The 16,015-nt window shown below is 71.6% G+C and carries 14 protein-coding genes and 2 tRNA genes; 6 read left to right on the plus strand and 10 right to left on the minus strand.

What is annotated here, in order from left to right; genetic code table 11:
• Nucleotides 1-47: 47 nt before the first annotated feature.
• Together hisN and ACFY7H_RS06220 are read left to right on the plus strand one after the other, a co-directional pair.
• The gene (gene hisN, locus ACFY7H_RS06215) at nt 48-851 is read left to right on the plus strand and encodes a histidinol-phosphatase (RefSeq protein ID WP_388933863.1); all 804 of its coding nucleotides are present in this window, start codon (nt 48-50) and stop codon (nt 849-851) included.
• 177 nt (nt 852-1,028) lie between these two features.
• Complete coding sequence (locus ACFY7H_RS06220; protein ID WP_388933866.1) at nt 1,029-1,421, plus strand: cyclic nucleotide-binding/CBS domain-containing protein; 393 nt, start codon at nt 1,029-1,031, stop codon at nt 1,419-1,421.
• An 84-nt stretch (nt 1,422-1,505) separates the two neighbouring features.
• Here ACFY7H_RS06220 and ACFY7H_RS06225 read toward each other — a convergent pair whose 3' ends face one another.
• Nucleotides 1,506-2,975, minus strand: coding sequence for a catalase (locus tag ACFY7H_RS06225; RefSeq protein ID WP_388933868.1), 1,470 nt, complete (start codon nt 2,973-2,975; stop codon nt 1,506-1,508).
• 128 nt (nt 2,976-3,103) lie between these two features.
• Here ACFY7H_RS06225 and ACFY7H_RS06230 point away from each other — a divergent pair, with 128 nt between their 5' ends.
• Entirely contained in the window at nt 3,104-3,520 is a 417-nt protein-coding gene (locus tag ACFY7H_RS06230; RefSeq protein WP_388933871.1) for a Fur family transcriptional regulator, read from the plus strand.
• 147 nt (nt 3,521-3,667) lie between these two features.
• On the opposite strand, the gene ACFY7H_RS06235 is transcribed toward ACFY7H_RS06230, so the two are convergent.
• The 4 genes from ACFY7H_RS06235 to ACFY7H_RS06250 all read right to left on the minus strand — a co-directional run bounded on the left by ACFY7H_RS06235 (nt 3,668) and on the right by ACFY7H_RS06250 (nt 8,994).
• Nucleotides 3,668-3,741, minus strand: a tRNA-Met gene (locus ACFY7H_RS06235).
• A 133-nt stretch (nt 3,742-3,874) separates the two neighbouring features.
• The gene (locus tag ACFY7H_RS06240; protein WP_388933874.1) at nt 3,875-5,731 is read right to left on the minus strand and encodes a sel1 repeat family protein; all 1,857 of its coding nucleotides are present in this window, start codon (nt 5,729-5,731) and stop codon (nt 3,875-3,877) included.
• Nucleotides 5,732-5,960: 229 nt separating this feature from the next.
• Nucleotides 5,961-6,034, minus strand: a tRNA-Met gene (locus ACFY7H_RS06245).
• Between the two features lie 59 nt (nt 6,035-6,093).
• On the minus strand, nt 6,094-8,994 hold the full coding sequence (locus tag ACFY7H_RS06250) for a UPF0182 family protein (RefSeq protein ID WP_388933877.1): 2,901 nt from the start codon (nt 8,992-8,994) through the stop codon (nt 6,094-6,096).
• A gap of 114 nt (nt 8,995-9,108) precedes the next feature.
• Here ACFY7H_RS06250 and ACFY7H_RS06255 point away from each other — a divergent pair, with 114 nt between their 5' ends.
• Entirely contained in the window at nt 9,109-9,669 is a 561-nt protein-coding gene (locus ACFY7H_RS06255; RefSeq protein WP_388933880.1) for a PPA1309 family protein, read from the plus strand.
• Between the two features lie 34 nt (nt 9,670-9,703).
• On the opposite strand, the gene ACFY7H_RS06260 is transcribed toward ACFY7H_RS06255, so the two are convergent.
• The 4 genes from ACFY7H_RS06260 to ACFY7H_RS06275 form a co-directional block, all read right to left on the minus strand.
• Nucleotides 9,704-10,792 carry a PDZ domain-containing protein gene (locus ACFY7H_RS06260; RefSeq protein WP_388933883.1) on the minus strand — a complete coding sequence of 363 codons (1,089 nt, stop codon included), beginning with the start codon at nt 10,790-10,792 and terminating at the stop codon, nt 9,704-9,706.
• Nucleotides 10,793-10,956: 164 nt separating this feature from the next.
• Nucleotides 10,957-11,154, minus strand: a complete 198-nt coding sequence (locus ACFY7H_RS06265; RefSeq protein ID WP_388933885.1) for a hypothetical protein — start codon at nt 11,152-11,154, stop codon at nt 10,957-10,959.
• Nucleotides 11,155-11,305: 151 nt separating this feature from the next.
• Nucleotides 11,306-11,767 carry a molybdenum cofactor biosynthesis protein MoaE gene (locus ACFY7H_RS06270; RefSeq protein ID WP_388933886.1) on the minus strand — a complete coding sequence of 154 codons (462 nt, stop codon included), beginning with the start codon at nt 11,765-11,767 and terminating at the stop codon, nt 11,306-11,308.
• A gap of 124 nt (nt 11,768-11,891) precedes the next feature.
• The gene (locus ACFY7H_RS06275; protein ID WP_388934975.1) at nt 11,892-13,013 is read right to left on the minus strand and encodes an SDR family oxidoreductase; all 1,122 of its coding nucleotides are present in this window, start codon (nt 13,011-13,013) and stop codon (nt 11,892-11,894) included.
• Between the two features lie 237 nt (nt 13,014-13,250).
• Here ACFY7H_RS06275 and ACFY7H_RS06280 point away from each other — a divergent pair, with 237 nt between their 5' ends.
• On the plus strand, nt 13,251-14,651 hold the full coding sequence (locus tag ACFY7H_RS06280) for a zinc-dependent metalloprotease (RefSeq protein WP_388933889.1): 1,401 nt from the start codon (nt 13,251-13,253) through the stop codon (nt 14,649-14,651).
• The gene (locus tag ACFY7H_RS06285) at nt 14,648-15,190 is read left to right on the plus strand and encodes an NUDIX hydrolase (RefSeq protein WP_388933892.1); all 543 of its coding nucleotides are present in this window, start codon (nt 14,648-14,650) and stop codon (nt 15,188-15,190) included. The genes ACFY7H_RS06280 and ACFY7H_RS06285 overlap by 4 nt, the downstream gene beginning before the upstream one ends.
• A gap of 57 nt (nt 15,191-15,247) precedes the next feature.
• Here ACFY7H_RS06285 and ACFY7H_RS06290 read toward each other — a convergent pair whose 3' ends face one another.
• Complete coding sequence (locus ACFY7H_RS06290) at nt 15,248-16,003, minus strand: AIM24 family protein (RefSeq protein WP_388933895.1); 756 nt, start codon at nt 16,001-16,003, stop codon at nt 15,248-15,250.
• Nucleotides 16,004-16,015 lie beyond the last annotated feature (12 nt).

The following is a 16,015-nucleotide window of genomic DNA, read 5'->3' on the forward strand; positions in this document are numbered from 1 at the left end:
TGTGGACCTCGTTCGCCGGGCCCGGCGCGTGTCGATACTGTTCGGGCATGTCCACGTATGCCGATGACCTGCGCCTCGCCCTCGAACTCGCCGACGCCGCGGACGCCGCCACGATGCGCCGTTTCCGCGCCCTCGACCTCCAGGTCGAGACCAAGCCGGACATGACCCCGGTGAGCGAGGCCGACAAGGCCGCCGAGGAGGTCGTCCGGGCGGGGATCCTGGCCGCGCGGCCCGAGGACGCGATCCTGGGCGAGGAGTACGGGCTGATGGGCGGGGGCCCGCGCCGCTGGGTCGTGGACCCGATCGACGGTACGAAGAACTACGTGCGCGGCGTCCCCGTCTGGGCGACGCTGATCTCCCTCATGGAGGACGCCGGGAACGGGGTGTTCCGTCCGGTCGTCGGCGTGGTCTCGGCCCCGGCGCTGGGCCGCCGCTGGTGGGCCTCGCAGGGCGGGGGCGCCTTCGCGGGCGGCGCGCTGGGCGAGCCCGGGCCGATCTCCGTCTCGGGGGTGGCCTCCCTGGGCGACGCCTCGTTCGCGTACTCCTCGCTGAGCGGCTGGGAGGAGCAGGGCCGGCTGCCGGGCTTCCTGGACCTGACCCGCGCGTGCTGGCGTACGCGGGCGTACGGCGACTTCTGGCCGTACATGATGGTCGCGGAGGGCTCGCTGGACCTGTGCGCCGAGCCGGAGCTGAACCTGTGGGACATGGCGGCCATCGCGGTCGTGGTCCAGGAGGCGGGGGGCCGCTTCACCAGCCTGGACGGGGTGGACGGGGTGCACGGCGGCAATGCCGCGGCGTCGAACGGCCTGCTGCACGAGGAGATGCTGGGGTACCTCAACCGGGCGGCCTGAAAAACGGCCGGGCGCGGCGCCCGTGCGCGCCGTGCGCACCCCCTTGATGACTTTCCGTGTGCGTGGGACTCTGAGGATCCCCCCGCTTGTGCGCTTGTGAATGCCTTCTCTAAGGCGAGGCCCTTCACCCGCCGCACCCACCCGGGCGGGGGTTCACCCCAGGAGGTGGCTCCCTTCATGCTCGTCCGCGACGCCATGAGCACCGTGATCCTCACCCTCGGACCCGCCCACTCCCTCCGCCAGGCGGCCTGCCTGATGTCCGGCCGGCGCGTCGGCGCGGCCGTCGTCCTCGACCCCGACCACAGCGGCATCGGCATCCTGACCGAGCGCGACATACTGAACTCGATCGGCGCCGGCCACGACCCCGACCGGGAGTCGGTGGGCGCCCACACCACGAACAACGTCGTCTTCTGCACCCCCGAGGCCACCGTGCAGGAGGCCGCCGAGGCCATGGCCCACGGCGGGTTCCGGCACCTGATCGTGCTGGAGGACGGCGGCCCGGTCGGCATCGTCTCCGTCCGCGACGTCATCCGCTGCTGGGTACCGGCCCGCCGGGCCGTGCCCGCGTAACCGCCCGGCACGACGGACGGCGGCGGGCCGGAACCCCGGCGAAGGGGTTCCGGCCCGCCGTCCCGCTACGGCAAGCGGCCCGGGTCAGCCGCGCAGGGCCTGGACCGCGGCTTCGAGCCGCTTGCCGAAGTCCTCGTCCGCCCGGCGGAAGTTGTCGATCGCGCGCTCGATGATGTCGTCACGGGAGACCTTGGCGATGAAACCGGACAGGTTGTCGATCAGACGGGACTTCTCGTCCTCGGAGAAGAGGCGGTAGAGGTCGCCGGCCTGGACGAAGTCGTCGTCCTCGGCGTGCGAGGGGGTGGCGTGGTTGCCCGTGCCGCCGGTGACGGGAGTGGACTGCCACAGCGGCCGGTCGGTCTGGAAGGGGCCGCCGAAGCTGTTCGGCTCGTAGTTCTTGGCGCCCTTGTGGCGGCCGTCGTACAGGTAGCCGTCACGGGAGTTGGTGCGCGCCTCGGTGGCGTGCGGCCGGTTCACCGGCAGGTGGTCGGCGTTGATGCCGACGCGGTAGCGGTGGGCGTCGCCGTACGCGAAGAGACGGCCCTGGAGCATCTTGTCGGGGGAGGGACCGATGCCGGGGACGAAGTGCGCCGGGGAGAAGATGGACTGCTCGACCTCGGCGAAGATGTTCTCCGGGTTGCGGTTGAGCTCCAGCTTGCCGATCTCGATCGGCGGGTAGTCGGCGTGCGGCCACACCTTGGTGAGGTCGAACGGGTTGAAGCGGTAGCTCTCGGCCTCGGCCGCCGGCATGATCTGGACCTGCACGGTCCAGCTCGGGAAGTCGCCGCGCTCGATGGACTCGCGCAGGTCGCGCTGGTGCGAGTCCGGGTCCTCGCCGGCGAGCCGGTTGGCCTCGGCCTGGGTGAGGTTCTTGATTCCCTGGTCGGTCTTGAAGTGGTACTTGACCCAGAAGACCTCGCCGGCCTCGTTGTTCCACTGGAACGTGTGCGAGCCGTAGCCGTTCATGTGGCGGTAGGACGCCGGTATGCCCCGGTCACCGAACAGCCAGGTCACCTGGTGCGTCGACTCGGGCGACAGGCCCCAGAAGTCCCAGACGTTGTCCGCCTCCTGCGAGCCGGTGTAGGGGTCGCGCTTCTGGGTGTGGATGAAGTCGGGGAACTTGATGGCGTCCCGGATGAAGAAGACCGGCGTGTTGTTGCCGACGAGGTCGTAGTTGCCCTCTTCGGTGTAGAACTTCAGCGCCCAGCCGCGCGGGTCACGGCGCGCGTCGGCGCCGCCGAGGCTGTCCGCGACGGTGGAGAAGCGCAGGAACGTTTCGGTCTTCTTGCCGACCTCGGAGAGGAACTTGGCACGGGTGTACCGGGTGACGTCCGCCGTCACCGTGAAGGTGCCGTAGGCGCCGGCGCCACGGGCGTGCACCACGCGCTCCGGGATGCGCTCGCGGTTGAAGTGCGCGAGCTTCTCCAGCAGGAGCTGGTCCTGGACCAGAACGGGGCCACCGACGCCGGCCGTCTCGCTGTTCTGGTTGTCGGCGACCGGAGCCCCGGCCTCCGTGGTGAGCGGTCCCTGCGTCACGTGCGCCTCCTGCGTCATTCCTGCATGTCCTGTCCTCGGCGTTTGCCGTAACCGATCCTACAATGGACTTTGTCTAAGTCAAGTAAACATCCAAGTCCATACTAGTTCGGCATCTGTACCGAATCCCCGCTGTTAGGCTGGGGGGCATGAGTGACCTGCTGGAACGACTTCGCGGACGCGGCTGGCGCATGACGGCCCAGCGCCGCGTCGTGGCCGAGGTGCTCGACGGTGACCACGTTCACCTGACGGCAGACGAGGTGCACGCACGCGCTGTGACCAAACTGCCCGAGATTTCTCGAGCGACGGTCTACAACACCTTGGGCGAGCTCGTTTCGCTCGGCGAGGTGCTGGAAGTCTCGACGGACCGGCGGGCCAAGCGGTACGACCCGAACGCCCACCGCCCTCACCACCACCTGGTCTGCGCCCAGTGCGGCGCCATCCGCGACGTCCACCCGGCGGGCGACCCGCTGGCCGACCTGCCCGACGGCGAGCGCTTCGGCTTCGTGGTCTCGGCGGTCGAGGTGACGTACCGCGGGGTGTGCCCGAACTGCGCGGGCGCCTGACGGACGCGCGATAGGGCCGGGGGCCAGGAACCCCCGGCCCTATCGCGTGGCCTCTTCGCGTTCCCTCACCCCCGGGGCGCGTTCCCGTTTCGCGTTCGGAAACGACTCGAGGCCCGGATCCATAGGATCCGGGCCTCGGGCCTTCAGTAGCGGGGACAGGATTTGAACCTGCGACCTCTGGGTTATGAGCCCAGCGAGCTACCGAGCTGCTCCACCCCGCGTCGGTAAACCTGACTCTACGGGAAGCCACCCGGCAGATGCAAATCAGTCGCGCGGAGGTGCCGTGCCAGACGCCGCGGGTCTGGGGGCACCTCCCAGCGGTAGCTGGGGGAGCAAGATACGGAAGAGACGGCCCTAGGCGGAGAGCTCCTCGGCCAGGGCGTCACGCAGCCGGGCGGCGCGCTCGGACACCTCGGCCGGACCCAGCTCCATGGCCCGTACGCACCACTTCTGCCCCTCGGCGAGGTCCCCGTGCCGGGCCGCGAGCAGCCCGAGCCGCAGGGCCGCCCGGCCGTGCCCGGCGACCGCCGCGCGGGTCCACCACAGGGCCGCCTCGGGCTCGTTGCCCTCGCGGGCCAGCAGCAGCCCGAGGTTGAAGGCGCCGTTGCGCGAGCCGGCCTCCGCCGCCTCCCGGTACCACCGCGCGGCCACCGCGAGGTCGCCCCGGGCGGCGGCCAGCATCCCGACCCGCACCTGTGCCCGCCGGTGGCCCTGCTCGGCGGCGCGGGCGTACCACTCCTCGCTCTCGGTGCGGGCGGCGCCGCCCGCGGGCTCGCCGAGGGCCACCGGCTCCGGCGGCGGGGCCAGCGACTCCAGCAGGGAGGCCAGCCGGAAGGCCGCCTCGGCGCTGCCGCCGCCCGCCGCGCACCGCAGGTGCCGCTCGGCGGCCCGCTCCTCGCCGTCGCGCACCAGGGCGATCCCGACCTGGAGCGCCGCGTCGGTGTGCCCGGCGGCGGCGGCCCGCTCGTACCACTTCAGGGCGGCGCGGTCCTCGTCCCGGCTGGCGAAGAGGATCCCGAGGTTGAAGGCGGCGTCGACGCTGCCGGCCTCCGCCGCCTTGGAGAACCACGGCTCGGCGCCGGCCGCGTCACCGGCCTGGAGCAGCATGATCGCCAGCGCGTTGGCCGCCTCGCGGTGCCCTGCGTACGCCGCCCGGCGGTACCACTGCTCGGCCTGCGCGGTCCGCTCCTGCGCGGCGCAGAGCAGGGCGAGGTTGTAGGCGCCGTTCTGGTCGCCGGCGTCCATCGCCGCCCGGTACCACTTCTCGGCGGTCTGGGTCTCGCCCCGGGCGGCGTGCAGCGCGCCCAGGGCGTTCGCCGCGTTGCCGTCGCCGTCCTGGGCGGCCCGGTGCCACCACGCGGCCGCGCTGTCCTCGTCACCGGCGTCGCGCAGCAGGAAGCCGAGGGCGCACGCGGCACGGGCCTCGCCCTGCTTGGCGGAGCTCAAGTACCAGCGGCCGGCCTCCTTCAGCTCGCCGCGGGCTTCCAGCAGGGCGCCCAGGTGCAGCCCGGCGCGCCGGTGTCCGCGCGCGGCGGCCTGGCGGTACCACTGCTCGGCCTCGGCGGGGTCGCCCTTGCGCAGGTGACGGGCCAGGCGGTACGCGGCCTCGCGGTGTCCCTGTTCGGCGGCGGCCCGGAACCAGCGCTCGATGCCCTTGTCCCCGCGGTGCTCCAGCAGGTCGGCCAGGGCGTACGCGCCCAGGGCGTGTCCGGACTCCGCCGCCTGGCGCAGCCAGTACTCGGCGGCGGGCTCGTCCCCGCGCTCGCGGTAGTGGCGGCCCAGGGCGTGCGCGGCGGGGGCGGACCCGGCGACGGCGGCGACCCGCCACCAGCCGGCGGCCTCGTCGGGGTAACCGCGCTGGAGGAGCAGGACGCCGAGGTTGTTGGCGGCGGCGCGGTCGCCCGCGGCGGTGGCTCCGCGCAGGTAGGGCTCCGCCCCGGCCAGGTCGCCGCGGCGCAGCAGCAGGGCACCGAGCACGCTCATGGCGCCCGGGTCGCCCTTGTCGGCGGCCACTCGGTGGCGGGCCTCCAGCTCGGCGTCGGTGGCGCCCTCGGCGTCGCCGAAGGCTTCTGCCGCGAAATCCGCATCGGTCAGTGCGGTCTGCGCGTTAACAGTCGGAGCGGCCTCGCCCGTTCCCACGCCCGGCTCGGCCTCCGCCCTCACAAACCGCCCTGTCTCCAGCAGAGTTGACCTGTCCCCCATAAATCCCATCGTCGCATCACCTGCTACCCGCGTACACCTGGTATGTCGCAGCCAGTGAGGTCACTACAGCGTTTTGTCGACATGCCCACAGAGAGACAAGTCAAACACGTTCCCGCCCCAACTCACCCGCCCCAGTGACCCCGTGTCTCCCTGCGGCCCTTTCGGCCGGTCGTACCCGACGGGCGGTCCGGGCATGACGAAGGCCCGGATCCCATTGGATCCGGGCCTTCGTCATCAGTAGCGGGGACAGGATTTGAACCTGCGACCTCTGGGTTATGAGCCCAGCGAGCTACCGAGCTGCTCCACCCCGCGTCGGTGAAACCACAGTATCACGACGCGGGACGGAGCCATTACCGGCTTTCGCGCACCGCCTAGCCGCCCGGCTTGGGCGCCGTCAGCTTCGCCTCCGCGTCGATCGCCCGCTTCAGCGCCGCCTGGAGGTCGCTCTGCGCCTTGCCGTACGCGGCCCAGTCGCCCGCCTTCATGGCCTTGTCGGCCTCCTCGACGGCCTTCTGGGCGTCGGCGAGGGCCGCCTTGACCGTGGGGTCCTGCGCGGTCGGCGGGGTGTTCGGGTTCGTCGGCGTGGTGGGCGGGGTCGGCGTGGTGGGCGTGGTCGGGGCCTCGGCTCCGAAGACCACGTTCAGCGCCTTCTCCAGGGTGTCCTCGAAGGCCGTCTGGCCGCCGTAGGTCACCAGCACCTTGCGCAGCAGCGGGTACTTCAGCCCGGAGCTGCGCACGTACACCGGCTCCACGTAGAGCATTCCGCCGTCCATCGGGACCGCGAGCAGGTTGCCGTACTCGATCTCCGAGTCACCGCCGCGCAGCAGCCGGATCGACTCGGCGATCTTGGGCTCCGACTGGAACTTGCTCTGGACCTGGCCAGGGCCGTCCGGCGGCTTGCTGGTCGGCATCTTCAGGATTCGGATCTTGCCGTAGTCCCGGGTCCCGGGATCGGCGTTCACCGCCATGAAGGCGCTGAGGTTGGGCCGCTCGTTCGGCGTGAAGGTCGTCGTGAGCGAGAAGACCTGGTCCTTCTCCGGCTGGCCCGGCATCTTCATCGACAGGTAGTACGGCGGGACCGCCGTGCCGGCCTTGGTCGTCGGGTCGTCCGGGACGGCCCACGCCTCACTGCCGCTGAGGAAGGTCTGCGGGTCCGTGACGTGGTACCGGGTCAGCAGCTCGCGCTGGACCTTGAACAGGTCCTGCGGGTAGCGCAGGTGGTCCATGAGCGGCTTGGAGATCTCGCCCTTGGGCTTCACCGTACCGGGGAAGGCCTTCATCCAGGTCTTCAGGACCGGGTCCTTGGTGTCCCACTGGTACAGGTCCACCGTGCCGTCGTACGCGTCGACGGTCGCCTTCACCGAGTTGCGGATGTAGTTGACCTGGTTCTCCTGGGCGACCACCGCGCGCTGGCTGTTGGTCAACGAGTCCGCGGTGCTCTGGCCCAGCGTGGTGCGCGAGGCGTACGGGTAGCCGTTCGTCGTCGTGTAGGCGTCGACGATCCACTTGATCCGGCCCTCGATGACAGCCGGGTACGGGGCCCCGTCGATGGTCAGCCAGGGGGCGACGGCCTCGACGCGGTCCTTGGGCGTGCGGTTGTACAGGATCCGCGAGCCCTCGCCGATGGCCCCGGAGTACAGGATCTGCGGCTCGCTGAACGCGAGCGCGTAGGCGGCCCGGTTGACCGGGTTGTCCAGGTTGACCCCGGAGTCGCCCCGGTAGCTGGTCTCCTTCTCGCCCTTGTCGTCCGAGTAGTCGAGCTCCTTCTGCGGACCGCCGACGATCGAGTACTGCTTCGTCTGCTCGCCGTAGTAGATGCGCTGCTCGAAGTCCGTGCCGAACATCCCCTTGGAGGGCAGGTCGGACTGCGTGAAGTCGGGGGCGCCGTCCTTGACGGTGGTGCCCTTGGCCGCGACCACGCCGTAGCCGTGCGTGTACTTGAAGTGGTCGTTGATCCAGTTGTTCTTCGGGATGCCGCCGATGTTCAGCTCGCGCAGCCCGATGACCGTGTCCTGGCCCGCGTACCGGTCGACCGCCAGCGTGGACGGGAAGCCGTAGTAGCCCTTGACCTGCTGGAGCTGCTGGAAGGCCGGCGAGACGATGTTCGGGTCGAGGAGGCGCAGGCTGGCGGTGGTGTCCGCCACCGACCGCAGCGTGGTGCGGTCCTCGGTCTGCGGGACGCCCGGGTAGTCCTTGACGTCGGCCTCGTCGATCCCGTAGGCGTCGCGCGTGGCCTTGATGTTCTTCTCGACGTACGGGGATTCCTTGGCCTGCTCGTTCGGCTGGACCTGGAACTTCTGCACGATCGCCGGGTACAGCCCGCCGATCAGGATCGCCGAGAGCACCATCAGGCCGAAGCCGATCACCGGCAGCTGCCAGGTGCGCCGCCACAGGGTGGCGAAGAACAGCACCGCGCAGATGGCGGCGATGGCGACGAGAATCGTCTTCGCCGGCAGGTAGGCGTTGGCGTCGACGTAGCGCAGGCCGGCCCAGTTGTCGGCGGCCTTGAAGTCGCTGGACTTCACGGCGAGGCCGTACCGGTCGAGCCAGTACGCGACGGCCTTGAAGGTGACGAAGAGGCCGAGCAGCACCGACAGGTGCCCGGTCGCGGCGGCGGTGGCCCGGGCGCCCGGGCTGGTCACGCGCAGTCCGCCGTACAGGTAGTGCACGACGACGGCGGCGATCACCGAGAGCACGACCGCGGCGAAGCCGAAGCCGAGCAGGAAGCGGTACCAGGGCAGGTCGAAGGTGTAGAACGACACGTCCAGGTGGAACTGGGGGTCCTTGTGGCCGAAGGGCACCCCGTTGACGTACATCAGCCAGGTCTTCCACTGGCCCGCCGCCGAGGCGCCCGCGATCAGCCCGACGATCGCCGCGACGGCCAGGAGCAGCCACCTCTTGTACGGGGCGACGCTCATCCGGTAGCGGTCGAGGCTCTGCTGCTCCATCGACATCGCGCTGAGCGGCGGCCGCAGCCGGTACGCCAGCCAGATGTTCAGCCCGACGGCACCCGCCATCAGCAGACCGAAGACGGCGAAGAGGCCGACCTTGGTCCACAGGGTGGTGGTGAAGACGGAGGAGTACTTGACGGAGCGGAACCAGAGCCAGTCCGTCCAGAACCCGGCGAACATGATGAACGCCATGGCCAGGACGGCTAGGACGCCCAATGTCGTCAGAAGAGTCCGGGCACGCCGGGAGGGGCGGCCGACTCTCATCCGTGGCCCGGAGGGGCCTCCGCCGCGGTCCGGCATCTGGAAAGCCAAGGTGCGCACCTCGAAAGTCGCTGTGTCTGGTCCTGGGCCCACGATCGTAGGGCCCACCCCTGCAACTTACTGAGCCTTTAGTCAGTTCCCGGTATCGGGGGGAAAGGAGGCAGGATGTTGTCCATGTCCAACCTTTCGCCCTCCCCCGGCACCCCCATGGCGGCCGGCCCGCTGACCCGCGCCGTCCTCGAGATCGACGAGTACGCCTCCACCCTCGGCTGGGACAAGCCGGCCCGGCTGTTCGCCCTGGTCGACACGGCCCGGCTGCGCCGGCAGGAACCCCGCCTCGCCGGTCAGCTCGGCCAGGACCAGGACGACACCGGGAAGAACCAGCTGACCCCGATCGAGCAGGACGAGGTGCCGGCCGGGACCCCGCTGGACAAGTTCCTGGGCACCATCGCCTGGCCCGACGCGGTCGTCGGGTGCGCCCTGACGGTGGAACGGCTGATGCTCCCGCCGTCCGCCGAGGCCGCCGTACCGGAGGGGCTCAACGACAAGCAGCTGGCCAAGTGGGTCGCCGCGCACCCCGAGCGGCAGGAGGTGCGCCTGACGGTGGGCGTCCTGCGCGACGGGTCGCGCGAGTCGGCCGTACGGCTGAGGGAGAAGGACTCCTCCAGCGAGGTGCTGACCGGCGCGAGCCTGGTGCCGGGCCTGGCCGACGCTCTGGCGGCGACCTTCGCCTAGGCCGTGTCGGGGCGGGGGCGGGGGCGGCGCACGGTCAGGACGCGGTGCACTTCGGCAGTGCGGCCGTGTCCCCCTTGCGGATCTTCTCCAGGGACGTGGTGGCGTCGCCGATGGTGGAGACCTTCACCAGGGTGAGCCCCTCGGGCGTGTGCCGGGCGGCGGAGGCGCAGTTCTCGGCCGGGGTCAGGAAGTACTCGGCCCCGGCCTTGCGGGCGCCGATGGTCTTCATCTGGATGCCGCCGATGGGGCCGACCTTGCCCTCGTCGTCGATGGTGCCGGTGCCCGCGACGAACCGGCCGCCCGTGAGGTCCTCGGGGGTGAGCTTGTCGACGATCCCGAGGGCGAACATCAGGCCGGCGCTCGGGCCGCCGACGTCGGCGAGCTTGATGTCGATCGAGAACGGGAAGGTGTGGTCGGTTCCGGCCCGGATGCCGACGATGGCGTGGCCGTCGTCCTCCGCCTTGCCCGCGGTGATGGTCACCTTCGACGTGCCGGTGGGCTCGCGGCCCGCCTTCTCGGCCTCGGCCGCCTCGGCGGCGGGCACGATGGTGAACTCGACCGGCTCTCCGGGCTTGTGCTTGGTCACCAGCTTGGCGACGTCCCCCGGGGCGGTCACCGCGGCGCCGTCCACCTCCCTGATCACGTCCCCGGCGTGCAGCTTGCCCTCGGAGGGGCTGTCCTTGACGACGGTGGAGACGACGACGCGGGCGGTGACCGGGATGCCGAGCTGCTTGAGGGCGGCCACCTTGGCGCTCTCCTGCGACTGGCTGAACTCCTCGGCGTTCTCCTGCGTGGATTCCTTGTCCGTCTTGCCGTTTGGGTAGAGGTTCTCGTGCGGTACGACGATGTTGTCGTCGGCCATCCAGCCGTACACCGCTTCCAGCAGGTTCATGTCGTAGTCGGCGCCGGTGACGCGGACCGTGGTCATGTTCAGGTGGCCGCTGGTCGGGTACGTCTTGCGCCCCGAGATGTTGAGCACCGGCTCGCCGCGCGAGTCGCCCAATGTGTTCACGGTCGGGCCCGGGCTCATCTCGGAGTACGGGACCTTGATGAAGACGCCCGCGCAGAGCAGCGCGAACAGCACGAGGAAGGAAGCGAGCATCGTCGCGGTGCGGCGTGGCATGGATCGACAGTACGGGACGGCCCGCCGGGGCGGCCCGTGGGGCCGGTCCGTACGGGGCCCACGGGCGGAACCCTCGCCGGATTCTCAGCGGGGCCCTGGTCGGGGGCGTGCGGGACGGGCGGGGGCGGGGCCCGTGGGGACGGGAAAGGGGCTCACGGGACGCGTCAGACGGCGTCGGAACCGGAGTGCGCCTTTTCGTTCGTCCTGGCCTGGTCGGCCCTGTCCATGGCTTCGCGGAACCTGGCGTAGCCGGCCAGCTCGGATATGTCCCCCTGGGTGCGGTCCCGGGCCGCCCAGCTGCCCCATATCGCCGCTCCGATCGCGGCGAACAGCGGAATCAGCAGCCACACCAGTGATGCCATGAAGGTGCCTCCCTGCCCCGAAAGTGCGTGTCGTTGTGGCTTCAACGCTCGTGCCCGGAGGGGGGTTACGCAAATCGAGGGCGTGTTGCGCGGCCGAACGGGGGGTGACGCTACTCCCCGCCGGAACGGGCCCGGCGCCCGGCCCCCGGCCTCAGCAGGCGCCGACCCACTCCTCGGTGCCGTCCGCGAAGGTCTGGTGCTTCCAGATCGGCACCTCGTGCTTGAGATCGTCGATCAGCATGCGGCAGGCCTCGAAGGCCTCGCCCCGGTGCGGGCAGGAGACGGCCACGACCACGGCCAGGTCGCCCACGGCCAGGTCGCCGATGCGGTGCACGGCCGCCAGCGCGCGGACCGGGTACTTCGCCACGACACGGTCCGCGATGCGGCGCATCTCGGCCTCCGCCGTCGGGTGGCACGAGTAGCCGAGGGAGTCGACGTCGGCACCGCCGTCGTGGTTGCGCACCGTCCCCACGAAGAGGGTGGTGCCGCCCGTGGCGTCGTCGCCGACGGCCTGGAAGACCTCGTCGATGGAGAGCGGGGTCTCACGGATCTCGAGCAGCCGGACGGGGTCCTGAGCGGCCTGCTCGCCGGGGTGGTCGAAGTGCGGTGCCATGTTCCCCATCGTGCCCTAGCCGCGGACCCGGTGGAATAGCCGTTTCGCCCGGGGCCCGGCGCCCCGGTTGGGAGCCTCCTACAGGAAACCGGCCCCGGACCGGTCCGGGGCCGCGCCCCCCGGCTCAGAGTCCGCGGCGGCGCCGGGCGCGACGTACGGCGGCTGCGGCACCGAGCAGGGCCACCGTCGCACCGGCGGCACCGGCGGCCGTGGCGGCGTCCTTGCGGCCCAGGCGGCGGCCCACGACGGTGTGCCGGCCCGCCACCTCCTGGAGCAGCTCGGCCAGCACCTCCTCGTTGGTCCAGCGGGGCCGCCAGCCCGCGGCGTGCAGCCCGCTGACGCTGACCACCCACGGGTGCATCGTGTACGCGAGGTCGCCGGCCGGGGAGGGGGTGAGGCCGATCCGGTGGAGCCGGGCGGCGGCGCCCAGGGCGACGGCGGAGGGCAGCTCCATGCGGCGGATCCCGCTCAGCTCCTCGACCTCCTCCTGCTCCAGCCAGCCCTCGCACCCGACGGCCAGCTCGCCCTCGACCTTCTCCAGCGCCGCGTACTCCAGGGCGCTGACCAGGTCCTCCACGTGGCAGAACTGCCACGTGGGGCGGGATCCGGCCACCACGAGCAGGCGGGGCGACTCGAAGTACCGGGTCAGGGCGGTGTCGGTGCCGCCGACGAGGACCGCCGGGCGCAGGACGGTCACGTTCAGCCCCGGGTGCGCGCGGGGCGCCCGGCGGCCGAGGCGCTCGATCTCCAGCAGGTCGCCGACGCCGGTGGCCTCGGCGGTGGCGCGCAGCTCGGAGTCCTCCGAGAGCGGGATGTCGTTGTCGGGCAGGGCTCCGTAGACCATGGCGGAGGTGCACAGCACGACCCGGTGGACGCCGGCGGCGGCCGCGGCCGTGAGCACGGTCTGGGTCCCGCGCACGTTGTACGCGGTGCGCGCCGCCGGGTCGGTCTCCAGGTCGAGGTCGAGCGCGAGGTGGACGACCACGTCGGCGCCGCGCAGCTTCTCGGCGATCGCGGGGTCCCGTACGTCCAGGACGTGCCACTGGGCGGCGGCGCAGTCCCCGCGCCGCTCGTCGATGGCGACGACCTGCTTGACCTCGTCGGATGCGGCGAGGCGGCTCACCAGGGCGGCTCCGACGCCCGAGGCGGCGCCGGTCACCGCGATCACCGGGCTGTGCCTGCGGGGGCCGGCCTGGTTTCGCGGCTGGCGAACGCCGGGGGCGCTGTCGTCGTGCTCAGGGCGGATTTCGGCGTCGTGCGGCGCGCGAGCCTGCGGATCTGGGGAACTCACCGGGCGTCTCCAGCGGTTGTCTTCAGTGGGGACGCGCCGTGACGCGTACCCACCAGGTGATGTCCATCCTGCCGCAGCCCAGGACCGGGCGGAGCACCGAGCCCGGAAGCGGGAGTGGTGTCTACGCTGGGTGGTGTTGTCGGACCATCGCCCGCCGGCTCCCGCCGGCGGCCCTACGAGCCGAGGAAACCCGTGAGCGACACCCCATTCGGATTCGGCCTTCCGCCGGAGGAGCCGGAGGACGGCGACAAGGGCAAGAAGGGCGGCCAGGGCGGCCAGGGCGGTCCCGCCGATCCGTTCGGGTTCGGCCCGGGCGGCTTGCCCGGCGGCTTCCCCGGCGGTGCGGAGAATCCGTTCGCCGCGATGTTCGGCTCGATGAACCCGAACGACCTCGGTGCCGCCTTCCGGCAGCTCGGCCAGATGCTGAGCTACGAGGGCGGACCGGTCAACTGGGACATGGCCAAGGACATCGCCCGCCAGACCGTGGCTCAGGGCACCGCGGACGGCGTCAAGGACGTGAGCGTCGGCGTCGCGGAGAAGTCCGCGGTCCAGGAGGCCGTGCGCCTGGCCGATCTGTGGCTGGACGGTGCGACCTCCCTGCCGTCGGGCGCCAACGCGGCCGTCGCGTGGAGCCGCGCCGAGTGGGTCGAGGCGACCCTCCCGGTGTGGAAGGAGCTCGTGGACCCGGTCGCCGAGCGCGTCGGCGCGGCCATGGGCAGCGTGCTGCCCGAGGAGATGCAGGCCATGGCGGGCCCGCTGCTCGGGATGATGCGCTCCATGGGCGGGGCCATGTTCGGCCAGCAGATCGGTCAGGCCGTGGGCACCCTCGCGGGCGAGGTCGTCGGCTCCACCGACATCGGGCTGCCGCTGGGCCCGGCCGGGCGGGCGGCGCTGCTGCCGCTGAACATCGAGGCCTTCGGCAAGGACCTGGGAGTCCCCTCGGACGAGGTACGGCTCTACCTGGCGCTGCGCGAGGCGGCGCACGCCCGCCTGTTCGCGCACGTGCCGTGGCTGCGCTCGCACCTGTTCGGGGCGGTCGAGGGGTACGCGCGGGGCATCAAGGTGGACACCTCCAAGCTGGAGGACGTGGTCGGCCAGCTCGACCCGACGAACCCGGAGCAGCTCCAGGAGGCCCTGCAGGGCGGGATGTTCCAGCCGCAGGACACCCCCGAGCAGAAGGCCGCCCTGGCCCGCCTGGAGACGGCGCTCGCGCTGGTCGAGGGCTGGGTGGACGCGGTCGTGCACGAGGCGGCCAAGCCCCGGCTGACCTCGGCCGACGCGATGCGCGAGACCATGCGCCGGCGGCGTGCCTCGGGCGGTCCGGCGGAGCAGACCTTCGCGACGCTGATCGGGCTGGAGCTGCGTCCGCGGCGGCTGCGCGACGCCTCGCGGCTGTGGGCCTCGCTCACCGACGCGCGCGGCGTGGACGGCCGCGACGGGCTGTGGGAGCACCCGGACATGCTGCCGACGGCGTCCGACCTGGACGACCCGGACGGGTTCGTGCACCGCGAGCAGCTGGACTTCTCCGAGATCGACAAGATGCTCGGCGAGGCCGCCGAGCGGCGTGACGACGAGGGCGACGGCGACAAGTGAGCCTGTACGAGGACGCCGTCCTGGTCCTGAAGGGGTACGAGGGCCAGGACGCGCTGCAGGACGAGCTGCGCGGGGTCTACCTGGAGCACCTGGCCGCCCACCCGGACGGGGTCTACAAGCCCTGCACGGCCGGGCACGTCACGGGCAGCGCGCTGGTCGTCGACCCCGTCGGCGGCCGTGTGCTGCTGACCCTGCACAAGAAGCTCGGCATGTGGCTCCAGATGGGCGGGCACTGCGAGCCCGGCGACACCACCCTCGCCGGTGCGGCGATGCGCGAGGCCGTGGAGGAGTCGGGCATCGTCTCGGGGCTGACCCTGGTGGCGGGCGGGCCGGTCCGCCTGGACCGGCACCCGATCCCGGCGCCGTGCAACTGGCACCTGGACGTGCAGTACGCGGTGCTGGCTCCGGCCGGCGCGGAGGCGGAGATCAGCGACGAGTCGCTCGACCTGCGTTGGTTCCCGTACGCGGAGGTGGCGGCGGTGGCCGACACCTCGGTGGTGCGGCTGCTGGAGGCGACCCGGGCGCGGCTCGGCGCGTGACGGTGTGCGCAGGGGGCGGATCCGTACGGGTCCGCCCCCTGCGCCGGGCCGGCCGGGTCAGTTCCAGGCGTTGTTCTGGTTCTGGGCGTGCGCGCCGTTCTGGCCCACGCCGTACTGGGCGGCGACGCCCTGTCCGAGCTGGGCGTTCTGCGGGGGCAGCACCTCGCTGGGCTGTACCAGGGCGAAGCCGGTGCCGAGGAAGCTGAGCTCCCAGCCCTCGCCGGTGTTGCCGCGGCGCCGCCACACGCCGGTGGAGTGGGTCTGGGCCTGCATCTGCACGCGCAGCGAGGTGGACCAGGCGACGATCGCGTCGGCGTCGGCGTTGACGTACTTGTCCGGGGTGACCTGCATCATCAGCGGCTGCCCGGAGGTCATCAGGGCGACCTTGCCGCGGCCGGAGATGTTGAGCTGGTACTTGCCGGTGCCGGAGATCCCGTACTGGCTGTCGACGGCGATGACCTCGGTGTGCAGCGTGGAGTCCATGGCGAGGACGTAGGCGCTGTCGACGGTGAGGCCGTCGTGGTCGACGTCGACGACGTGGACGTACTGGGCGAGGTTGGCGAAGTAGACGGTGCCCTGGCCGGAGCAGCGCATCAGGTCGAGGCCCTCGCCGGTGCGGCGGCGGGCGCCGCGCTGGTTGCCGCTCTGGTACTCGCCGTCGAAGTCGATGATCCCCTGGTAGGCGACCATGGCGCCCTTGCGGGCGAGGACGTCGTCGGAGCCGGTCAGGGTGACCCTCAGGAGCTGGGGGTTCTGGACGGTGTAGCGGTCCTGGGACTGCTGTTCGGCGTGGCCGAAAAGTGAGCTCTGCATGATGTGTCCGCT

This window comes from Streptomyces sp. NPDC012794, assembly GCF_042901085.1.
Classification (GTDB): domain Bacteria; phylum Actinomycetota; class Actinomycetes; order Streptomycetales; family Streptomycetaceae; genus Streptomyces.

What these genes read in the sequence shown, in the direction of transcription:
- hisN (WP_388933863.1), top strand. Translation starts at nt 48, where the DNA reads ATGTCCACGTATGCCGATGACCTGCGCCTCGCCCTCGAACTCGCCGAC.
- ACFY7H_RS06220 (WP_388933866.1), top strand. Translation starts at nt 1,029, where the DNA reads ATGCTCGTCCGCGACGCCATGAGCACCGTGATCCTCACCCTCGGACCC.
- ACFY7H_RS06225 (WP_388933868.1), bottom strand. Translation starts at nt 2,975, where the DNA reads ATGACGCAGGAGGCGCACGTGACGCAGGGACCGCTCACCACGGAGGCC.
- ACFY7H_RS06230 (WP_388933871.1), top strand. Translation starts at nt 3,104, where the DNA reads ATGAGTGACCTGCTGGAACGACTTCGCGGACGCGGCTGGCGCATGACG.
- ACFY7H_RS06240 (WP_388933874.1), bottom strand. Translation starts at nt 5,731, where the DNA reads ATGGGATTTATGGGGGACAGGTCAACTCTGCTGGAGACAGGGCGGTTT.
- ACFY7H_RS06255 (WP_388933880.1), top strand. Translation starts at nt 9,109, where the DNA reads ATGTCCAACCTTTCGCCCTCCCCCGGCACCCCCATGGCGGCCGGCCCG.
- ACFY7H_RS06260 (WP_388933883.1), bottom strand. Translation starts at nt 10,792, where the DNA reads ATGCCACGCCGCACCGCGACGATGCTCGCTTCCTTCCTCGTGCTGTTC.
- ACFY7H_RS06265 (WP_388933885.1), bottom strand. Translation starts at nt 11,154, where the DNA reads ATGGCATCACTGGTGTGGCTGCTGATTCCGCTGTTCGCCGCGATCGGA.
- ACFY7H_RS06270 (WP_388933886.1), bottom strand. Translation starts at nt 11,767, where the DNA reads ATGGCACCGCACTTCGACCACCCCGGCGAGCAGGCCGCTCAGGACCCC.
- ACFY7H_RS06290 (WP_388933895.1), bottom strand. Translation starts at nt 16,003, where the DNA reads ATGCAGAGCTCACTTTTCGGCCACGCCGAACAGCAGTCCCAGGACCGC.